General features: G+C 46.4%; 14 protein-coding genes and 1 pseudogene. 6 read left to right on the forward strand and 9 right to left on the reverse strand.

All coding sequences use genetic code 11. From position 1 onward, the window contains the following. Nucleotides 1-17: 17 nt before the first annotated feature. The 3 genes from H6G03_RS32300 to pyk all read right to left on the reverse strand — a co-directional run bounded on the left by H6G03_RS32300 (nt 18) and on the right by pyk (nt 7,961). Nucleotides 18-5,105: a PAS domain S-box protein gene (locus H6G03_RS32300; protein WP_190474132.1), complete on the reverse strand. Its 5,088-nt coding sequence runs from the start codon at nt 5,103-5,105 to the stop codon at nt 18-20. Between the two features lie 172 nt (nt 5,106-5,277). Beyond that, the gene (locus H6G03_RS32305; RefSeq protein ID WP_190474134.1) at nt 5,278-5,859 is read right to left on the reverse strand and encodes a CHAT domain-containing protein; all 582 of its coding nucleotides are present in this window, start codon (nt 5,857-5,859) and stop codon (nt 5,278-5,280) included. 308 nt (nt 5,860-6,167) lie between these two features. Beyond that, the gene (gene pyk / locus H6G03_RS32310; RefSeq protein WP_190474158.1) at nt 6,168-7,961 is read right to left on the reverse strand and encodes a pyruvate kinase; all 1,794 of its coding nucleotides are present in this window, start codon (nt 7,959-7,961) and stop codon (nt 6,168-6,170) included. Nucleotides 7,962-8,263: 302 nt separating this feature from the next. On the opposite strand from pyk, the gene crtR reads away from it, so the two are divergent. Further along, nucleotides 8,264-9,172 (forward strand): beta-carotene hydroxylase, encoded by a 909-nt coding sequence (crtR, locus tag H6G03_RS32315; protein ID WP_190474136.1) that lies wholly within the window; start codon nt 8,264-8,266, stop codon nt 9,170-9,172. Between the two features lie 148 nt (nt 9,173-9,320). Continuing rightward, entirely contained in the window at nt 9,321-9,857 is a 537-nt protein-coding gene (locus H6G03_RS32320; RefSeq protein WP_190474138.1) for a GrpB family protein, read from the forward strand. Nucleotides 9,858-10,025: 168 nt separating this feature from the next. Here the strand turns inward: H6G03_RS32320 and H6G03_RS32325 are convergent, their stop codons facing one another. Both H6G03_RS32325 and H6G03_RS32330 read right to left on the reverse strand, forming a co-directional pair. Beyond that, the gene (locus H6G03_RS32325; RefSeq protein ID WP_190474140.1) at nt 10,026-10,442 is read right to left on the reverse strand and encodes a hypothetical protein; all 417 of its coding nucleotides are present in this window, start codon (nt 10,440-10,442) and stop codon (nt 10,026-10,028) included. A 417-nt stretch (nt 10,443-10,859) separates the two neighbouring features. Then, a complete protein-coding gene (locus H6G03_RS32330; RefSeq protein ID WP_190474142.1) occupies nt 10,860-14,117 on the reverse strand; it encodes an alpha-mannosidase in 3,258 nt (1,085 codons plus the stop codon). Between the two features lie 40 nt (nt 14,118-14,157). Here H6G03_RS32330 and H6G03_RS32335 point away from each other — a divergent pair, with 40 nt between their 5' ends. Beyond that, nucleotides 14,158-14,634, forward strand: coding sequence for a hypothetical protein (locus tag H6G03_RS32335; protein ID WP_190474144.1), 477 nt, complete (start codon nt 14,158-14,160; stop codon nt 14,632-14,634). On the opposite strand, the gene H6G03_RS32340 is transcribed toward H6G03_RS32335, so the two are convergent. Next, a complete protein-coding gene (locus H6G03_RS32340; RefSeq protein WP_190474146.1) occupies nt 14,602-14,805 on the reverse strand; it encodes a hypothetical protein in 204 nt (67 codons plus the stop codon). The genes H6G03_RS32335 and H6G03_RS32340 overlap by 33 nt on opposite strands. Nucleotides 14,806-14,852: 47 nt before the next feature. Here H6G03_RS32340 and H6G03_RS32345 point away from each other — a divergent pair, with 47 nt between their 5' ends. From H6G03_RS32345 to H6G03_RS32355, 3 genes and pseudogenes are all read left to right on the forward strand, one after another. Further along, nucleotides 14,853-16,748, forward strand: a complete 1,896-nt coding sequence (locus H6G03_RS32345; protein WP_190474149.1) for a hypothetical protein — start codon at nt 14,853-14,855, stop codon at nt 16,746-16,748. A gap of 1 nt (nt 16,749) precedes the next feature. Further along, a complete protein-coding gene (locus H6G03_RS32350; RefSeq protein ID WP_190474151.1) occupies nt 16,750-16,893 on the forward strand; it encodes a hypothetical protein in 144 nt (47 codons plus the stop codon). Beyond that, nucleotides 16,865-17,326 (forward strand): annotated as a pseudogene (locus tag H6G03_RS32355) (TetR/AcrR family transcriptional regulator C-terminal ligand-binding domain-containing protein); the annotation flags it as partial. The gene H6G03_RS32350 and the pseudogene H6G03_RS32355, both read left to right, overlap by 29 nt. On the opposite strand, the gene H6G03_RS32360 reads toward H6G03_RS32355, so the two are convergent. From H6G03_RS32360 to H6G03_RS32370, 3 genes are all read right to left on the reverse strand, one after another. Continuing rightward, entirely contained in the window at nt 17,323-17,970 is a 648-nt protein-coding gene (locus H6G03_RS32360; RefSeq protein ID WP_190474153.1) for a Uma2 family endonuclease, read from the reverse strand. The pseudogene H6G03_RS32355 and the gene H6G03_RS32360 overlap by 4 nt on opposite strands. A 55-nt stretch (nt 17,971-18,025) precedes the next feature. Next, entirely contained in the window at nt 18,026-20,788 is a 2,763-nt protein-coding gene (locus H6G03_RS32365) for a DUF3769 domain-containing protein (protein WP_190474154.1), read from the reverse strand. Between the two features lie 115 nt (nt 20,789-20,903). Beyond that, entirely contained in the window at nt 20,904-21,020 is a 117-nt protein-coding gene (locus H6G03_RS32370; protein ID WP_190474156.1) for a photosystem II reaction center protein I, read from the reverse strand. Nucleotides 21,021-21,163: the final 143 nt, after the last annotated feature.

Raw genomic sequence — 21,163 nt, forward strand, 5'->3', positions numbered from 1 at the left:
GCCCTAGCCCCTAGCCCCTAGCCCCTAGCCCCTTCAACCAGAGGCAGTTTCACAGTAAACGTCGCTCCCTTACCCTCGCCGGCACTGTAGGCGCTGACAGTACCGCCATGCAGTTCCACTAGATGACGCACGATCGCCAAACCCAAACCAAGTCCCACTTGCGATCGCGTCAGACTGCTGTGGACATCGCCCTGGTGAAGATTGCTTTCTTGCCGAAAGCGATCGAACACGTAAGGTAAAAAGCCAGGACTAATCCCTTTACCCGTATCGGTTACAGTAATTTGGGCATAGGAAATTTCAGATTGCGAATTGAAAGTAGGATTTTGAGTTTCATTTTGCAATTTCAAATCTGCCATCTGTAATTTTTCCAGTTTAATTTCCACCACCCCGCCTTTGGGCGTAAACTTAATCGCATTAGACAGCAAATTCCACGCAATTTGCTGCAAGCGATCGGCATCAGCCGCAACTTCTCCTACAGCGTTAAAAACACACTTTAACTCCACACCCTGACGCTCAGCTGTCGGACGTACCGTATCCAGAGCCGCCACAAGCACAGGAATTGGATCGATGGGAGAGAGATTCAGTTCCAGTTTGCCGCGAATAATGCGCGAAACATCCAATAAATCCGAAACCATTTGCGTTTGCAAACGAGCATTGCGCTCGATCGTTTCCAGCGCTCGATCGGTCATAATCGCATCAACTTTCCGCGTCCGCAACAAATTCACCCAACCCAAAATAGCGTGTAGCGGCGTTCGCAGTTCGTGAGAGAGTATCGCCAGAAATTCATCTTTCAGGCGGTTGGCTTCTTGAGCTTCGCGGTGTGTTCTGCTATTGTCTATTGCTAAGGCAGCGCGGGTAGCCAACTCCTCTGCCAAAGCCAATTCTTCCCAACAGTAGCGGCGTCCCGACTCTGCATAAACAAATTCTAAAGCACCTAAAATCCTTCCTTGGGTAACTAGCGGTACGACAATAACAGACTGAGGTTTTAATGCTTCCAAAAGCTTACAATCTTCGGCATTAGAGGCGCACTGCGCGATCCGATCGTCGGCAAGTTCCGGATAGAACGCTGGCTTAAGAGTGCGTAACACTTCCAACACTGGATGCTCTAGATTCAGGTCGCCCGATTTTAGATTTTGGATTTTGCGGAAAGTCGGCGTCTTGGACGCCATATCCTCTACTTGGGGAGACCCCAAGATCGGAATGGCTCCGCTTCCCGTCACGATGCCGACCTTTCCAAGACAGGATTTTGAATTAGCTGCGTCAAGCTCATCATAAGTTTGCAGTTGCAGCAACAGTTCTTCCTGACGCGGATCTGAATGAGCGCTTGCCAGCCTCAAGATCTGACCTTCTTCTCCCACAATATAGAAAATACACCAATCAGCCAGATAAGGCAGTGCAAGGCGAGCCACTTGAGCGAGTGTAGTTTCGTAATCAAAAGAAGAAGCCAGCACCATGCTAGCCTCTGCCAGAAAAGCAAATCGTCGTTGCTGCGCCTCTGCCAAAACACGCGCCTCCTGTTCGCGAATTCTCTGAGCGCGTTCTTCCTCCGCTTCTTTGAGTTCCGTAATATCGCGGATCACAGCCAGCGCTGATTCGATCGCACCTTTTTTGTTTGGCTCTGGAACGACACGAGATTGATAGATACGCATTCCAATTGAAGTAGGACAGACAAATTGAATCGTTTGTTCAACACCGCTTTCAAATACTTTCGTCAGGGTCGTCTCCCACAGCTGGCATAACTCCTCTGGAGAACTGAGTTCTCGGAAATTCTTACCGATGAAATTTTCGGTTGGCGTTCCCGTCAACGTTTCCACCACCGGATTGACATACAGGTAACGCATTTCCCTGTCGCAGCGAAGAACGATATCTGGCGAATTTTCAACTAATGTTTTGAATTCCCGCTCGCGACGGTACAGTGCCTCTTCTGAGAGCTTGCGTTGCGTAATATCGCGCTCTATGGCGATCCAGTGCGTATACCACCCCGTTTCGTCAGCTACCGGTACGAGGCTCAGTTCTACCCAGAACTGGGAGCCATCTTTGCGGTAATTAATTAGTTCAAATACCCCTGGTTGCCAATTTTGTATGGTTTCCCGAAGTTGATTGAGAGTAGCTCGATCGCTCTGAGGCCCCTGCAAAATCCGAGGTGTTTTACCCACCACTTCCTGTAGAGTGTAGCCGGTCATACGGGTAAAAGCAGCGTTAACGTAGAGAATGTGCGGCCCCGGCTCCTCAATCGGCTCAGCTTCCGTAATTACGATCGCATCATTGGCGTTAACTACAACCGATTCCAGCAAGCGCAACTTCAATAGCGCCCGCACCCGATCGGTGGTATCCTGAACCAACAAGACAAAATAATCAATAGACCCGTCAGCGCGACGCACGCATTGGGTGGCGATGTCGGCATAAATAACTTCTCCATCTTTGCGGATAAACCGCTTGTCGATCGCATAGCTTTCCCTTTCGCCAGCCAAAATTTGATTGAAATTATCGATATCGGCAGCCAAATCATCCGCATGGGTAATCTCAACCCAAGTCATCTGGCTGAGTTCTTGTCGCGAATAGCCAAAGATATCGCACAATTTGTCGTTTACCTGCAACCAGCCTTTTTCCGGTGAGGTAATCGCAATACCGATTAAAGGCAGTTCAAAGTAACTGCGGAATCTTTCTTCACTTCTTCGCAAAGCTTCCTTTTCCGCCTCTAGTTCCCCGATTTTTTCTTGCAGCAGCCAATTGGAAAAAGCCAGTTCGTCAGTGCGTTGGGCGATCGCAATTTCCAATTCGGAAGCGAAGTTTTGCAGAACTATTTCAGCTTGTTTGCGATCGGTCATATCTTCCGCAATTCCCGCAATGCGATATACTTCTCCCAATTCGTTTTCGATGGGAAAAGCACGAGCCCATATCCAACGAATCGAGCCATTCGGTTGAACGATCCGATATTCTACTTCTAAGTGTTCTCCTCGAAGTTGCTTTTCAAAGGCAAGCAACACCTGTTGCTTGTCCTCGTGGTAAACAATATCGAAAAAAGAGGTCGGCTGTTCGGACAAACTCTGGCAGCTAAGACCCGATATTTGTTCGTAACGGGGACTGATGTAGAGTATTTTTGAGTTTTTCGGCTCGAACAACCAGAAAATTTCGCGAATGTGTTCTGCCAGTTGCCGAAAACGCTCTTCGGATTCTTGCAAAGCTGCTAGGGTTGTTTGCAGTTCGCGTTGGCGAATTCGCACTTCTTCTGCTAAAAGTGCCAAATTTTCCGTAGCAGAACCTAATTCCTGCTGAAGTATTTCTTTCGCGCGCTTCATGGCAATTTGATTCGCCACCCGCGCCTTCAATTCTTCAGATGAGAAAGGTTTCATTAAGTAGTCTTGTACCCCTTCTCGCAACATCTGCACGCGCAAGTCATCGTCTGCTTTGGCAGTCAGCAGCACAATTGGCACCGCATTCAATTCCCTATGCAAGCGAATCTGGCGTACCATTCGATCGCCAGTCATTTGGGGCATCATCACATCGCTGAGGATAGCGTCGGGATGCAACTTAAGTGCCAGTTCCAATCCTTCTTGCCCATTCAAAGCTGTGACGATGTTATAGTCAGATGCCAGCGTGTCGGCAATAAACCGATTCATTTCAGGATTGTCTTCGACTACAAGTACTCGTGGTTGAGTACTGGGAGCTGTTAAATAATCCTTAACTACATTAATTTCCGGCGATCGCAGTTCTGCCAGCATAACGCTCGCAAGTTCGCTGTTAATATTGTCTGAAGAAAGTGCGATCGCACTTGCTACCTCCACATCTGCTGGTGCGAGTAACGGCAATTCTACACTAAATCTCGCTCCACCTAAAACTGCTTCATCAACTGCGATCTTACCACCATGTAAATCAACAAATTCTTTGACAATTGCCAATCCCAATCCAGTACCGCCAAATTTGCGAGCAATTTCTGGTTCTCCTTGCCGAAATGGCTCGAAAATCACTTCCCGCAATTCGAGTGGCACACCAACACCGCTATCCTCTACAGTAATCCTGGCAGAAATAGGCACAAAGAGGAGTGGGGGAGTGGGGGAGTGGGGGAGTGGGGGAGTATTTATTTTGACTTTTGACTTTTGACTTTTGACTTTTTCTTCTACTCTTCCCCAGCAGACTTCCACTCTGCATTTGATACTGCCACTATTAGGGGTAAACTTGAAAGCATTGGAAAGCAGGTTGAAACAGATGCGCTGCAACTTCTCAGCATCCACTTGTGCGGGGACAGACTCAGGCGTATCGATCGAAAATGAAATGTGACATTCCTGAGCTAGGGTATCAAAGTGAGCGGCAGTGAGTTTTACCAAGTGGGCCAAATCGACTTGAGCGTAGTTAACGCTCATTTTGCCCGCTTCTAGCTTGGAAACATCCAGCAAATTGTTGACGTGCTTGAGGAGAGTTTGGGCGTTGCGTCGCACAACTTTTAGGTTATCGTGCTGTTCTTGTGTGAGTTCATCTGAAGCCAACAATTTCTCTGTTGGCCCTAAGATCAGTGCTAACGGTGTCCGCAGTTCGTGACTGACGTTAGCGAAGAACTGGGTTTTGAGGCGATCGAGTTCTTTCAGCTTGTGCGCCAACTCCTCCAGTTCTTGGTTGGCAGCTTCCAGTTTCAGTTTGCGCTCTTGGGAAATTTTAGCATCTTCAACCAATCCCAGCACCTGTGGCACCAACGACGGCAGTATTACAGCTGTCGTCACCGAAGCAACTGCCGTGACTAATTTCAATTCTCCCGCTAGCCAATACGTCGGCGTCCATAGCGTCCACACTTCCATAAAGTGCGTACTGCCACAGGCAACGATGAACGTGCCAAACAAGAGAAACATCCAGTGAAAAGGTATATCTTGACGCGATTTATAAACTAAATAAGCTAGTGTGCCCGATATCGCCACATAAGCCAATCCGATCAGCGTATCAGAAATAATATGAAGCCATACGAGCGAAGGTTTCCACAAATAACAATGCCCATGTGGAAGAAAACCGTTCGCCACTAAGAGATTTTTCCACAATCCCGGCCACAGAAGCATCAGCGCTAGTGCTGCTGCTAATACTCCTATGCCGTATCCCATATCGTATTGATGTATTTTCATCCTTTTTAGGGCGTCAGGAAGTCAAAAGTTAAAAGTCAAAAGTCAAAAGAAATTAGTAGGTTGGGTTTGGTTTAGCTCAACCCAACCTACTAATATATTAGTTAAAATAATCACCTTAAGTACGGGGCTCCCCATTTGCAGAGCATATCTGCTTCGTCTGCAAACGGATGCGTTAACGCCAATTTCCTACTAAAACATAGGGTGCCCAATAATAGGGAAATTTGTATCGATTATCGTGCAAAAGAGTTCGTTGAGCCAGTCTAAGTGCCTCGGCTTTTGTAATTCCCGGTTTAGCTAACTCGCGATAAAATTCAGTCATCAAAACGGCTGTAGATTCATCGTTAACTTGCCACAAAGTTGCCACAGTGCTGCGTGCGCCCGCTCTCATTGCCACTCCCGCTAATCCCAACGCAGCGCGATCGTCTCCGGCTGCGGTTTCGCAAGCACTGAAAACGAGCAATTCAATCGGAGTATCTTCCTCTTGTTCTCGGCGACGTAATAAGTTATCTAACTCTTTGACGTTAACCTTATTATTACAAGTCAGAATAAATGTGTTTTCAGCTATGGAACTAAATTGACCGTGAGAGGCAATATGCACTACCGGGAACGGAACTGAATTGATTGCTTTTTGGAGATTTTCGTAGGTAAATTCTCCATCTAATAATTGCTGAGTTGAAGTTACCTGCGTTTTGATTTCCGGACGATATATTGGCGAAAACGATATTATCAACCCATTAGAAACAAAAACTGTCACCTATGTAGGAACATTTACTATTGACGATTTGAGTCGGAATGTTAGTATTTTGAATCAAACAAAAATCCCTCGTGAATGGTTTTACACATTCAACTCAGATGAAACTGTTGCTACGCTCGCAAATCTAACTGTCCCAGCATAAAGATTATCATGTTTTACAGCACTAATAAGCTATCGCACATATAATTTGTATATTTTAATAGAGGGGAAGATTGAGAAAAAGATTGATATCCTTTTGCAGTGGCATCGTTATTGTATAATTTTTCCCCCTTCCCTTGTAGGGAGGGGGGTTAGGGGGGTAGGTTCTCCTACATCACCACAGCTGTATCTGTTTGAGCGACAACAGCCGCACCGGAGTAAACCAAACCCCGCTGCATATCCAGGGTAAGAATTGCGCCATCGCGAATATTTTGAGTGGCATTCTTCACACCGACAATGACTGGGACACCCAGGCGCAAACCAATAACAGCAGCGTGACTGGTTAAACTTTCGTCCTCGGTAATGACTCCTGCTGCTTTGCGGATGGCATCGACAAAATCGGCAGTGGTACGGGGTGCGACCAAAATTTCCCCATAACTGAAATTACCGACATCTACGGCATTGTTAGCGACCCGCGCCCGACCGCTGACAGAACCCGATCCGATCGCAGTTCCTTTACCCAGTACGGTAGTGACCACTTCAACTTTAATCAAATCTGTCGAACCGGAAACACCTTGGAGAGTACCCGCAGTCATCACCACCAAATCTCCCTGAGTAAGCAGACCCCTTTCTTGGGCAACGTTGAGGGCTGCTTGGAAGGTTTGACTGGTAGATGCTAACTCCAGCATCAGCAGAGGTTTGACGCCCCACACCAGTTGCAACTGCCGCGCCACGTCAACGTGAGGAGTAACGGCAATAATCGGCGTTCTGGGTCGAAATTTGGACACATTTCGAGCTGTGGCACCAGTTTTCGTCAAGCTCATAATCGCAGCCGCCCCCAGTTGTTCGGAAATTTGGCCGACGGCTTGGCTGATGGCGTTAGGGACTGAGCGACCGTTGCTTGTACCGGAATGAGTCGTTACTTGTTGGGACTGTTCCTGCTCGATTCTAATGGCAATACGAGCCATTGTAGCGACTGCTTCGACTGGGTATTTACCCACTGCCGTTTCGTTGGATAGCATCACTGCATCTGTGCCATCCAAAATAGCATTGGCAACATCGGAAATTTCGGCACGGGTGGGCCGGGGGTTGTTCGCCATGCTATCCAGCATTTGGGTGGCGGTGATGATGGGAATTCCCAACTCGTTGGCTAAGGTAATCAGTCGCTTTTGCAGGATGGGTACGTCTTCAGCGGGTAGTTCTACGCCTAAATCTCCCCTGGCAATCATGACGCCATCGCACAAGGGGAGAATTTCTGCCATTTGTTCGATCGCTTCGTGCTTTTCGATTTTGGCAATCACCGGTACGCGCTTACCGGCTGTGGAGATCAATTCTTTAATCTCCAATACGTCTTGGGGATTGCGGACAAAGCTCAGCGCTACCCAGTCTACACCTTGGTCGAGACCGAACATCAGGTCTTTGCGGTCTTTGTCGGTCAGGGCTTTGATGGAGAGGTAAACTCCTGGGAAATTGACGCCTTTGCTGTTGGAAAGCACACCGCCGACAACAACGCGACAGTGCAATTCTTCCGAACTGCGGTCTACTTTTTCCACTACCATTTCCACGCGACCGTCGTCTAACAGAATGGTCGCTCCTTCTGGAACTTCGGCGGCTAAGTTATCGTAGGTAACGGAACTGATTTCCTGAGTACCTGCGATCGGGCGGTTGGTCAAAGTGAAGCGATCGCCTTTTTTGAGTGCGATCGAACCATTTTCAAATTGCCCCAATCTTATTTTCGGCCCTTGTAGGTCTTGCAATATCCCCACCGGCTGATTCAGCTCGAAGGAAGTCTGCCGGATGAGACGAATATTGCGCTGGTGTTCTTCGTGCGTTCCGTGTGAAAAGTTGAGCCGCAGTGTAGTTGCACCAGCTTCAATAATAGCTTTCAGAACTTCTGGGCTACGGCAGGCTGGGCCAATGGTGGCGACTATTTTTGTCCGACGCAAAGTATTTCGCAGTTGCATGGTCGATCTGAGGGACTGGGGACTAAGGGCTAGTGTTGCTACGTGGAAGTCAATCATTCAAAAGTCAAAAGTGCTTTGAGCGTAAGGCATTCAACTACTTCCGATCTGGTGGGTTACTTCTGCCGTGCTGCACTAGGAGCTAGTTTTGAGACTAAACACTAACGAAGAATATACACTAGCCTCTAGCCCCGACGCCTTCTCTCTTTTCCCCTCTCCCCTCTCCCCTAACTAAACAAAACTTTATTATTCTAGGCTTCGTATCGTATACTACGCGATGGAAGTTAACTGGAGTAAAGATACTGATGTCGGAGGCACAGAAGCCGCTGACAGTACCCAAGGAGTTATTGGCTCCTCCCGGCGATTTTAATCCTACGCTACTTATGTTTGTAGCCGCCGTAGTTATGGTGATTGTCTCGACTTGCGGTTACTGGCTGTGGAACTGGCCAGATCCCTGCTGTTTTTTGATTAATGTGACGGCTTTGCATATGGTGGGGACTGTGATTCACGACGCTTCTCACCATGCAGCCCATCGCGATCGCGTCGTTAATGCCATTTTGGGACACGGTAGTGCGTTGATGTTGGGTTTTGCCTTTCCCGTGTTTACGCGGGTGCATATGCAGCATCACGCCCACGTTAACGATCCGGAAAACGATCCGGATCATTTTGTTTCTACCGGTGGGCCACTCTGGTTAATTGCGGCAAGGTTTTTTTATCACGAGGTCTATTTTTTCAAGCGCCGTCTCTGGCGCAAGTACGAGCTGCTGGAATGGTTTTTGAGTCGGTTGTTTGTTTTTTCAATTGTTTATCTGTCCTGTCAATATCATTTTTTGGGATATATTCTCAATTTCTGGTTTTCACCGGCATTGGTGGTAGGGCTAGCTTTGGGACTGTTTTTTGATTATTTGCCTCACCGACCTTTTCAAGAGCGCGATCGCTGGAAAAATGCCAGGGTCTATGCCAGCCCCATTCTCAATATCCTCATTTGCGGACAAAATTACCACCTAATTCATCATTTGTGGCCTTCGATTCCCTGGTATAATTATCAGGCAGCTTATCGGGCTACTCAACCGCTTTTAGAGGAAAAAGGCTGTCATCTTAGGCTGGGATTGTTGCAAGGAAAAGACTTTTGGAGTTTTCTTTATGACGTGTTTTTAGGTATTCGTTTTCATCATACCAAAAAGTCTAAACAACCCTTGGAAAAGCCAACTTAATCGCGCAGCCAGCAAATACGTTAAAGGGCGATCGCGTTGTATGTACTTACACGAATGGGAGTAAGTCAATTTCTAGCAGATGCGATCGCTCTTTTGTTTTGGCAATAAACTCTGTAAATTGTCGCACGATCGCAAAAAAATTAAAATTATGCCTTCAAGCCACTTCAATAAACCGATTAAAGTAGAAGTTGTCCCCCAAGATCCGGCATGGCGATATGCCTTTGAGTCAGAATCGAAACAGATTGCATTAGTAATGGCAGAAAATATTGTTGCCATTCATCATATTGGTAGTACGGCAATTCCATCGATTTACGCCAAACCGATTATTGATTTTTTAATCGAAGTTAAAGACATTAACAAAGTCGATGAGCAAAGTGACGCGATGGTAGCCCTCGGTTATGAGGCGATGGGTGAATTTGGGCTGATCGGTCGGCGTTACTTCCGCAAATACAGTTCACCCGATATCAGAACTCATAACGTTCACATATATGAGGTGGGTTCGCCAGAAATAAAACGACATTTGGCATTTCGCGATTATATAATCGCTCATCCTGAAGATGCTCAAAAATATAGCGAATTAAAGCGTGAATTGGCAAACAAATATCCACGGGATATTGAAAGCTACATGGATGGCAAAGATGAATTTATCAAAGAAATAGAAAGAAAAGCATTAAGTGATTTTTAAATGTATCGAACAGACTGGTACATCACGGGGGAGGGCAATGCTCACCCTACAAATTATGCTGATGTTGATTGACGATCGCCTACTTATAAATAAAAAGCTCACCCCCATAAGGGGTGAGAAGAAGCGACTTACCAATCTCTAACCTATGCAAAGAAAAGAAACCTAATCTTAGACCATTCCTTGTCCTCTGGGACGGGAATCCTGTTCCATTGTCAATTTCCCTTCCTCATCTTCCTTCAAGTTGCTCATTTCTTGACTGCGTTCCGCTGCAAGCTGTTCGTCTCTTTCCCTTAAGTCACCGGGTTCGTTGATGTACATTTCCGGTTCGATCGCGTAGTTATTGAGCAGACCTTCTTTATCTACTGTGTAGCCATCTGTGGTACGAATGCTGTCGTCTTCTGTTCGATCGTTCGTTCTCGATTCTTCTTCCCGTTCTAATGTGGGAACTGTTTTGAAAGTATCGCCTTCCCGTTCTCTGCGTGCTGCTGTTTCAGCAGGAACGAGGTGCGGATCGTACCGATCGCCTGCAACTCTTTCAGATGTATCCGCAGCAGATTCTATATTTTTCTTTGTTTCTTTATCCATGATTAAATCCTCAAAAAAACTATCTCTTATACCTCAGATTAACTGCGTGCAAAGTCAGCGGTAACTATCTTTGGTGTGAGGTTGGGATCGCGCTTTTCTCTGCCTTTTGGCTGCTTGGTTCCTATCTGGCTGATTATTACTTGTACGCAGGCGATTTTATGCTGTCTGACTTGTTTTTTGACAAGCTCTTACAACTTTTACAAAAATGATTTATTTTGGTTTTGCCGATGATATTGATATTTTGAAATCACTGCATCTATCTGTTGATATAGGCTTTTAGGTTGAATTGCGGGTGGAGTTGGCAGGCAAAGTCGTCGCTTCGCGCTGGGTTATCTGCGTTTGGTTCATTTTAGCTTTTTGAAGTTTTGCAAGACAGATGAAAACATATAGGTTTGATAGTTTTTTATACTGTGTGACCTAACTTTGATTTAAATTGCAAAGACACTCAAAACTGACGATTTTCCAAGGCGCTATGTTATAGGTTTGATTATCGGATAAAATTTCGGGTGCATCAACGGGTCGCTCTAGTAAATCAACAGGATTGACAATTTCCAATCCGATATCGCTGTGCAATTGCAACTCTGCTGCTTCGCCGTGGCATTCGTAACACCGCAAAATCCATCGATCGCTACGATCTTCGGATTGTTTAAATGCGATTAAAATTAGATTTTCTGCTGATAAGTTCAACAATTGACCGACTGCTGGCAAGGGAGAATTTACTTTTTCACCTACCGATCGCAGTAGTATCGCTTGCAATGGTAAATTCAATTCGTACCCGCGTCGCACTGTACCAGCCGATCGCCAATCGCCGCTGTGAGGATAAAGGGCATATGTAAATTTATGATAACCTCGATCGGCTTCTGGATCTGGCCAACTCGGACTTCGCAATAACGTTAAACGCAATTGATTTGGCTGGCTGTCATATCCGTATTTGCAATCGTTCAGCAAACTGACACCGTACATGGGTTGTTCGATTTGCGATTGCAAATCTGAAATATTTTCGGTCAAATCTGCCCAACGCAATGCACTTACTTCCCATTTCGCTTTTTCTCGCTCTGTTTCGGGTCGAGTTGTTCTGGCGATCGCACCGCAAGGAATTTCGTAGGTGACGCTATCGGCAGTTAAGTTGAGCGGAAAGGCTGCTTTTAACAAAACGTGATTTTCTTGCCAGTTGGCGGTGGTGACGATTTGGAGAACGGCATCTCCTACATCTAATACGTAATCTTGACAAATTTCCGATTTACCCCATTCGCTCACTACTCGCAATCGCTGTCGCACTTCTCCTCTTTCGATCCACTCAATTGATTTCAGCACAGTTGCTGGTAATGGATGTTCTTGATATTTCGGGTCGATATTCCAAGCATCCCAATATTGTCCGCTATCTTGAAACGCTTGCAGTTGATTTCCTCCCGCTTCTTGGAGGATTTCTTTATAATTAATTTTATCGAAAACGCCGATCAAGTTACCACTTTCTCCCCCCACAATTACCCGCAGTAATTCATTCTCTAAAATCCAATCTTTTCCGACTAAACTATCTTTTTGGACAAGTTGGCGATTTTGTTGTAAGATAGATGTGTTAGGATTGCCCATACTATCGGCTATAAACGAAATTTCCCCCTTCGGCAACGAATTTGCAAGTGTTTCAGCCTTTTGAGGGCATAGCCAAAAGACGCGATACCCGATAGACGGAACATTATTTGCCACAAACAGCAGCGTCTTTTCATGGGATAGCTGGGACGAGAGGGGTTGTTTTTCCGAGTCGAAAACTTGCCAAAGCGTTGAGGAGGTGTGTAAAGGGACGGAGACGACTGCCGATCGCTCCCAGTTGAGGGAATTGAAAACGACCAGTGGCAAAGCGTCTGGAAAAGGTGGAGAAGGGAGAGCGATTTGAGAAGCGATCGCACTCATCGCATTTTGCCATATTTCCGCGCCGACTTGTTCCACTTCCCCCCAAGCGCGATTCGCATCCGCGAAAACTGCCGGGATCGAAGTTCCGGGCAGAATATCGTGAAATTGGTTAAACAGAACTTTTTTCCAGGCATCTTCCAATTCCGTTTTCGGGTAAGCTAACCCAACAGCAATCGCAGCCAGAGAGGAAAACAATTCCGCTTGGTAGAGCAAAGCTTCGCAGCGACGATGGGAACGCTTTTGATGGGCGTGAGTCGTGTAGCAACCGCGATGGAATTCTAGATATAATTCGTCATACCAAACGGGAATGTCAGTTTTCAGTTGTTCGTTGTTGACGATCGCAGACAAATAATTCTCAGCAGTTGTAAATTCCAAATTCGGGAAGAAAGGAGAATTTTGCCAACGCCTAGCAGTTTCCAACATATCGCGGGTAGGCCCGCCGCCGTGGTCGCCGACACCAGGCAGCCAAAGAGCATCGTGCAAACCAGTTTTGATTTGCCAATCGATCGCATACTTCATCATTTTAATAGGATCGATCGTTTCCCCAATTAAAGCAGACATCAAACTGAATATCTGCGTGCCATCAGGCGACTGCCACCAGAAAACACCGTAAGGAAATTTAGTCGTATCGTTCCACGCCAACTTCTGCGTCACAAAATATTCAATTCCGCCTTGTTTGAGAAATTGCGGTAAAGTCGCGCAAAAGCCAAAACTATCAGGTACCCAGGCAACGACACTGAAGCGATCGAACTTTTCCCGAACGTAGCGCTGACCGTAGAGAATTTGACGAACGATCGACTCACCATCGATTAAATTCAAATCCGGTTCCACCCACATTCCACCGACCACTTCCCAACGTCCGGCGATAACTTGTTTTTGGATATCCGCAAATAAATCCGGGCGATGTTTTTCGATCCATTCGTACAAAGCTGGCGTAGAATGACAGAAAATTAATTCCGGAAAATCTTGCTGTAATTCTAGAACTGATGCAAACGTGCGTTGAGCTGCGATCCAAGTTTCGCTCACCGGCCATAACCACGCCATATCTAAATGCGCGTGACCCAACAAAGAGATTTTGGATTTGGGATTTTGGATTTGGGATTGCAGAGTTTGACGTAATGTGGAAAGACAGCGATCGAACTTTTTTCGATCTGGCAAAATCGACCAATCAATCTCCGCCACAGCCGTTTCGAGAACATCTAATTTTTCCGGTGCAAAACTCTCTATATAATATAGATGTACCGCTAACTCATCGGCGACAAAACCAGGTTCGATCCGATCGCGATCGGCAGATTCGTAAACGCAAAGCGATCGCATCAACGCACCGCGATCGTGACTTGGACTAACCAAACGCAAAGCGATCGAAATTTCCTCACCTGGAATCGCAGATGCACTCAACACCACCCGCGTGAAATAATCGAATAAATCTCCCGACTGAACTAAGCGATCGTTAACAAAAATCCCGACATCTTCCGCCCACCAAGTTAACGCCAGTCGCAAAGTCAATCCCTCCAAAGGATAACCTTGCAAATTATCGGGAATCACCAACTTTTGTACCAGCCATAAAACTTGGCGTCCGCCTTCCCAAACAATCTGTCTTTTCTCATTCAGTTTCACAAACGGCCAGTTCTGCCATTCATCAGACGATCGCACACTCGACCAAGGCAAATCAACAGTACCATATTGCCAATTCGATAGAACATCCACCTGAGTGAGGCGACGCAACTTTTCTATTGATAACTCGATATCTCGAACTGGCGCTGTCATTTTAACTATAGCCTCCAGGCTAGTATATGTAGGGTGGGCAATGCCCACCGACAAATCATCTGCGTTCCGAAGCGATCGTCTGCAACAAACATATCCTAACCCGACATTTCACCAACAACACATCTGCGTTCATCCGCGTTTATCTGCATCCATATGCGGTAAAAATATCGAAAATCAACTGCGTTCCGAAGCGATCGTCTGCAACAAACATATCCTAACCCGACATTGCACCGACAAAACATCTGCGTTCATCCGCGTTTATCTGCATCCATCTGCGGTAAAAACATCCACATTTGACATATCACCGACAAAAAATCTGCGATCGTCTGCGCTAAACATATCCCAAAATGACATATCACCGACAAAAAATCTGCGATCGTCTGCGCTAAACATATCCCAAAATGACATTCCACTGACAACTCATCTGCGATCGTCTCCCCTAAACATATCGAAAATCGACATGGCAGCGACAACTCATCTGCGTTCATCCGCGTGCATCTGCCTTCATCTGCGGTAAAAACATCCACATTTGACATATCACCGACAAAAAATCTGCGATCGTCTCCACTAAAAATATCGAAAATAGACATTGCACTGACAACTCATCTGCGTTCATCCGCGTGCATCTGCCTTCATCTGCGGGAAAAACATCCAAACCCGACATTTCACAGCCGATCGTAATGTACAATAAAAAAGCTGTCGGATTTTCACCAGCCGCCCTTCGCCCTAAAAATTATGCCTTCCCCAGCCGGTCGCTATCGCAGCAGATTATTCAACGTCTTGTCACGGCAGTATCGCCGGATGAAAGATCAAAGCGATCGCGCACTCAGACATCTCCAGGTAGGCGCGACGTGGACAGCCCAGATCCTCCTTTACCCAGCATACCTGACAATTCAGGCAGTGCGACTGGCTGGCAAGCAACTCAAACAAGCCGTCAATCACAGCAATTCTACAACCAAAAATCTCCCCTCCGCCGATATCCCGATTCAACGAGTGCTGGAAACAGCGATTTCCCTGTCGCCACCCCCAGATGTATTGGGGGAAGCAGTCGCCACAGCAGAAAATATCGATTTTAGCGACAAGTTTGCAAAAGAAAGGGAAATCCAGGCCATTGCCTCCCTGCTCGAAACGCGCAACTTAGTACTCGTTACTCCCCAAAATGAAATTAGGGAAATTTTAACAGCCGAAGACCAACAAGAACTGCACAAACGAATTACCTTTGAATTATCCGATTACTACCATCAGCAATTTATCGCATCAACTGCGAAAGCCACACTCGTAAATTATCTCCCAATTTTAGAAGACCGTCCCCATCTTTTCCCACCAATTCGTCTGTTCCGTCAATTCATGACTTGGATGCAAACGGGACCGGTGGCAACTCTCGTCAATCTCTTCCAAGAAGAAACTTTGCTTCACGATTTAGAAGCTAAGACTGTGCAGTTGAAACTCAAAAGCCAGGAATTAAAACTCAAGAGTCAAGAGTTACAACAAAAAATTGAAAAGTCAGCCGTTGTCGCCGCGAAGCCAACATCCGAAAATGCGATATCGTCAGAAACAGAAAACCCATCCGATCCCATCGCCACGCTAACGGAAACTCCTCTCCCAGAAACAGAAGAAATTATAGTTCCATCCTTTATATATAGTCTCGACAACACGATCGCCGAATTGGAATCCGGTAACCTGGCGGTGATGACCGAAGTAACCGCATCTTTAGCGCATCGCAGTCACGAATTCCTCCAAGTAGTAAAAACTCGCTGGGTCGATGCTCACGCTACAGTCATCGAAGTAGAAAATTCTGCAATCGACAATCCAGAAACGCATCATCTCAAATTTAAAGTTCAATCTTTAATTAAAGCTGCGATCGACTACTTTTTTGGCGCGAACAGCACCGTCAAATTACCTTCCCAAACAATCCCCGCGCTTACTGCTGCCGAACAGACGCTCGAAAATCTACCCGCGATCGCTCCTAGTCTGCCACAATCCAAGCAACCCCTATTCAACTTGTCTAAACTTCTCCCCCGCGAATCGCCAAAATCACCGGCATCTGAGATATTGACATCCAGCTTGCTAAGTGCGAATATAAATAAAGAAGATCCTTGGCTAACGCAATCAGACTTATTTGGTAATTCCGGATCTCGAACACTAGAAAAATTAGCCCAACGCGCTGGGAAAAAACCCCCTCCCGTCCAAGAGACTGGCCTTGGGGAGGGAGAAGATATGGAAAAAAACAATAATATATATATGAAAGCGACCCTGCTCTCCGAACCGGAAACAGGTCGCTCGAAATCAGTTGTGAAAAATCGCCATTCAGAAAATCGTCATTCAGATAGAGAAGAGGGTCGCAAAAATACTCGCCCCAAAAGCAAGCCAACGGAAAATAAAACTGCAAAAAGCGTTGCTACTAACACATCGCTAGCTGCATCTAATCGTAACACAAATGAGGGCGATCGCACATCTTCTCCCCGTAATTCCGAGTCAGATTGGATCGAAATTAAAGCCAAGCCAGCCGGATATGTAAAGCACCCATTAGAACAGATACTAGAATGGCTTGATTTAGCGATGTTGTGGCTAGAAGAACTAATAGTAAAAGCTTTCCAATTACTGCATAAGCTTTTAACAAGTAAAAAGTAAAATGCGATCGCTTTTAGTTTATTTACTATTGCCGTCCTTCATCGCAACTCACAACAAACATAATATCATTCAATCAGTGGCAAAAGAGCGAACTCTTGACGAATATCTAGTAAAGAGCGATCGCATCCCGCGCAGGCGTAGGTAAAACCACAATTTATCGGTGGTATAATTCCAAAGAAGAACTCGTTGCAGATGCGATCGAAAGCCTCAGACAAGACGTAGTATTACCCGAAACAGGTAACCTTTGGAAAGATATTGACGCCCTCATCGAAAGCGCCGCCCAAATAACATTAAATCCATTAGGGCGACAAACAGTAGCCTCGATTGTCAGCACCGCATCAAACCACCCTCGTTTTGCCGAGATATACTGGACAAAATACCTTCAACCCCGAAGACAAGCCTTTAGCATTGTTTTGGAACGTGCCAAAAAACGAGGTGAAATTCAGGCAGATATCGATCCAAATTTAGTCTTCGATACAATTAGCGGCATAATGCTTTACACGCTCATTTTCCCACCCGCAAATGAATCGTGGGAAACTTATATCCGTCGCGTTCTGACATTCCTGTTGAGAAGCTAATTCCTAATTAATTGCCTAATGCGATCGCGAAATGCTCTCAAAGTAGGACTTCTGCCCAGAGTAACGCTTTGCGCGACAAACTCAGTTATGAGTTCAATAATCGGTAATTCTGGGAAAATCGGACTGCTTTGAGAGCCAATATATTTGCCTTCTTGCAGTATATTAATTTGTAACTTATTATTTTCGTATCGCCACAGTTCGGTGACTTGTAAAACTTCATAAGCTTCCAACTGTGTTTTAGAAGTAACATCGATTTCGATCGCCAAATCGGGAGGCGGATCTACCGTCAAGTCTACGCGCCTTTTCCCCCTCATCACTTCATGATTTTGAATATAAAAACATTGGTCTGGTTCAACCCCAACTTTTTTGCTTTCTCGCTTGAACGTAGTCGAACCAAAACACTCGCAATCAATCTGCAATTCTTCTAACAATAATTTTATCATGTCACCAATCAGTTCTTTATCTACCTCATGTTCTGGCAATGGCATCCTAATCTCCAATATTCCTTGGCTGTAAGCTAATCGATTGGCACGATGTTCTCCAAGTTCTGCCAAAATTGCTTCAAATTCTTGCCAACTGACATCGTGCAGCAGCACTCGCTGTCCTGGCGGAATATTTATCTGTCTGAATTGAACTGTTACCATATTAAGAGGTTTAATTAAAAATTAAACTCGCTATTCTTCATTCTTTCACTTGCGGCTAGTAATCTTGAAGAACGCCAAAATCCACAAATCTTACCCCAGTCCCGCCGAAAGGTTGGCCACCATTATTCCAATTGAAATCGCTAATCCGCAACAGAATCGCACCCAACTGCACATCTGGATTGTAACGCAAAGTAATCCCGTAAGTGCGGCGGCTGTATTCCAAAAAATAATCCGTACTGATACTTTTATTAGTATCCAAATTAATAGCAGTTTGAAAACCGATCCGAAACGGGCCGTAAAGTTGCTGCGTCACACCAAAAGAAAGTACTCTTTCATCAACAACGCGATCGAAAAAGAAAGGCGATTCACCATTTCTTAACACCCGTGTCAAGCGGAGATTAAACCCGGTATAATCTAGAACAGGCTTAGAAAAATGACCGAATTGTCCTAACAAAACAATGCTACCCGTAAAAGTACTTTGAGTTTCACCGTTGCTATACAAACTGGTAGTACTGGTAACACTGGGAACTAAAGAAACAAAAGGAATAACAGGAACCGGCGTATATCGCAAACCCTGAGATGCAGTTGCAGGTAAAGCTTGTCCTCGCCACAAACGGATACCGCGATTGATAGAAACGCTAGCTTGGTAGCGACCTAAGCTAGTGCGGTTATTTGTCCGCACAGGTGCAAGCAATTCCAGACGATCGGTATCCGCATTAATATACTGAGCCCCAACTTGATAAGTCAAATTAGCCCCTGTTTTCGCCAAAGGAAAAACGGGGGAAGTCAGCACACCGCCGATCGCTTGTTGTACAGTTTGATATCCCAAAGACCCATTGAACAATTCATCGCGGAAACTATATTCCAACGTTAATCGGTGCGGCCAACGAGTGCCGATTACCTGTACCAATCGCGTATTTGCGCGTATTTTCTCTGCAATTCCTTCGGAACCGAAATTGTTGACCGTTACAGAAGACCCCACGAGAGTACGCGGGCCAACCGTAGCGCTGAATCTAGCCCTGACGCCAAACAATTCCGCAGGATTGCCAAAACCCTCAGATATGGCCCGCTGAATAAAAAACTGAGGCGTGACCGAAAATCTGACCTTACTGCTTCTGTAGACCTCAAAACCCCTGTAGATATAAACCCCACCCCGCTCTCGCTCATCATAGCCAACTTGAAAGATCGGCGGTTCGCTCTCAGTGCGATCGAACGCATAGCGCGATCGCGGAATCGGCAAAGCAAAACCTTGATCGAACACCAAGCGAGGACGAGTCAGCGCCACCTCATCCCGCAACGGACTCACCTGCGTCACAATCGCTTGGTCAGCCCGAACTTCCAATTCCGGCGGCGAAAACGGGTCATTAGTCAACCGCACATTTCTCGCCCTGTAACCTCTCGGATAAAAATCAATATTCTCCGCCTCAAAACGTATCCGCCTAACTTCGCCACCCCTTCCCGCACTCGGTAAACCGCTACCCGGTCTGGTGCCGCCGAATACCAAATTAATTCCACCCACACTGGTAACTTGTTGCGGCGCTTGACTTCCCAACAGGCGATCGCTCAACGGTCGTTCCGCCACCACAGGAGGAACCACACCCGTATTCGGTAAATTAAACGCCAAGTCAGTACCAGAAGTAGGCAAAAAGATCTCGCCGCTACCGTTACGAATATTACCGCTATCTTGTACAAAGTTATACACAATCCTTTGGCCGCGCAGATTCTGCTGACCGCGCCGAAAAGCCGCACTACCCTCAGCCACAGCAACCCGATTCACCAAATTGCCTTGCACGCGATCGGCAGTCAGCACCCCGCCCTGATAGCGCATCTCCACATTACCTACCCCTGTGAAAATTTGCCGCGCCGCATCGTACTCCAAGCGGTCTGCAAACAATTCGATCACCCCCACCGTCGGAGGGATATTCACAGGCGTCCCCGTAGCTGGCGCTTGCTGCTGTCTACCTTGAGACTGTCTTCTTTGCGATTGTTGCCTTTGGTTTTGGCGTCTGTTGCGAATATTGCCGCTGCTTGTGCCAATATGCCCCGTCGGTAAGATTTCCGCTTCTGGATTGGGAGAAAATACTGGTTCCGGATCGATTTCGATCGATCTCGAAGGGTTCGGCGTCTGGACTAATTCCGTATCCCGCACTGTAAAATACGATAATTCCCCTTCTTTCGTCGCTAAGCCAGCAGATTTCTCCGATTCACCCGCTATCAGTATTTCATCAATAATCGCAACATCGGAGGATAGGTCTGTTGGGGCCATCTCTTTCCCAGGCAGAGACTGAGAACCCCATTCCTGATTTTGTGCTACTTCTGGAACGATATTGCCAGTAGTGGCGAACTCTTCCACCTCATCGGAAGGCATCACCACACTCAACGGCGAACCCAACAGGGCAGCGCTTTTCGCCGTCTCGGCAGTTGGATCGGGCGCAGGTTCTTCTTTTGCTGCTGCGGTGTTTCGATCTCCTGCCGTTGATAATACTGGCGTTGCAGCTGTCAGTTCTTGCTTGTCAGCAGTCAGTACTTCGCTACTGACTGCCCATAACAAATCATTTATCAGTTGTGCGTTGTCACCGATCGGCGCATTGCTACCGACGACTGACGACTGACTCCTCAATAACAAAGACCGATCGTCTGTCAGTTGTGTATTGTCACCGATCGGCGCATTGCTACCGACGACTGACGACTGACTCCTCAATAACAAAGACCGATCGTCTGTCAGTTGTGTATTGTCACTTATCGGCGCTTTGCTACTGACGGCTGACAAATGGCTAATAATAGCAGGCGGTTCGGGTGGCGGAACAGCGTAGGGCATCTTTTATAATAATGAAGCGAATTGACAGCCCAGACGCATATTTTTCGGCGTTGAGGCTGTGCGGGCGAGATATGCCTCGCCCAGACGGCCTAAGGCATACTTAAACAACCGATGTTTATTCCAAATCGCGCCGTTTGGGGTTCCGGGCGGGGTCGTTAGACAGAAATCCGAAGACAAACAGGCTAACGAAGAAGAGGACAACAACATAAACAACGATCTTGAGGGTCACCATACTGGTATCTCCGAAGGTGTGAACAGCAGAACGTGAGTGTCATCTAGACAAGACAGCTTTATATGATACCGAAATATGGCTCATTTTTTAGCGTCGCGATCCCGAATTTCTGGAGGGGAGGGGGAGTCAAAAGTCAAAAGTCA

The organism is Aerosakkonema funiforme FACHB-1375 (assembly GCF_014696265.1).
Lineage (GTDB): Bacteria > Cyanobacteriota > Cyanobacteriia > Cyanobacteriales > Aerosakkonemataceae > Aerosakkonema > Aerosakkonema funiforme_A.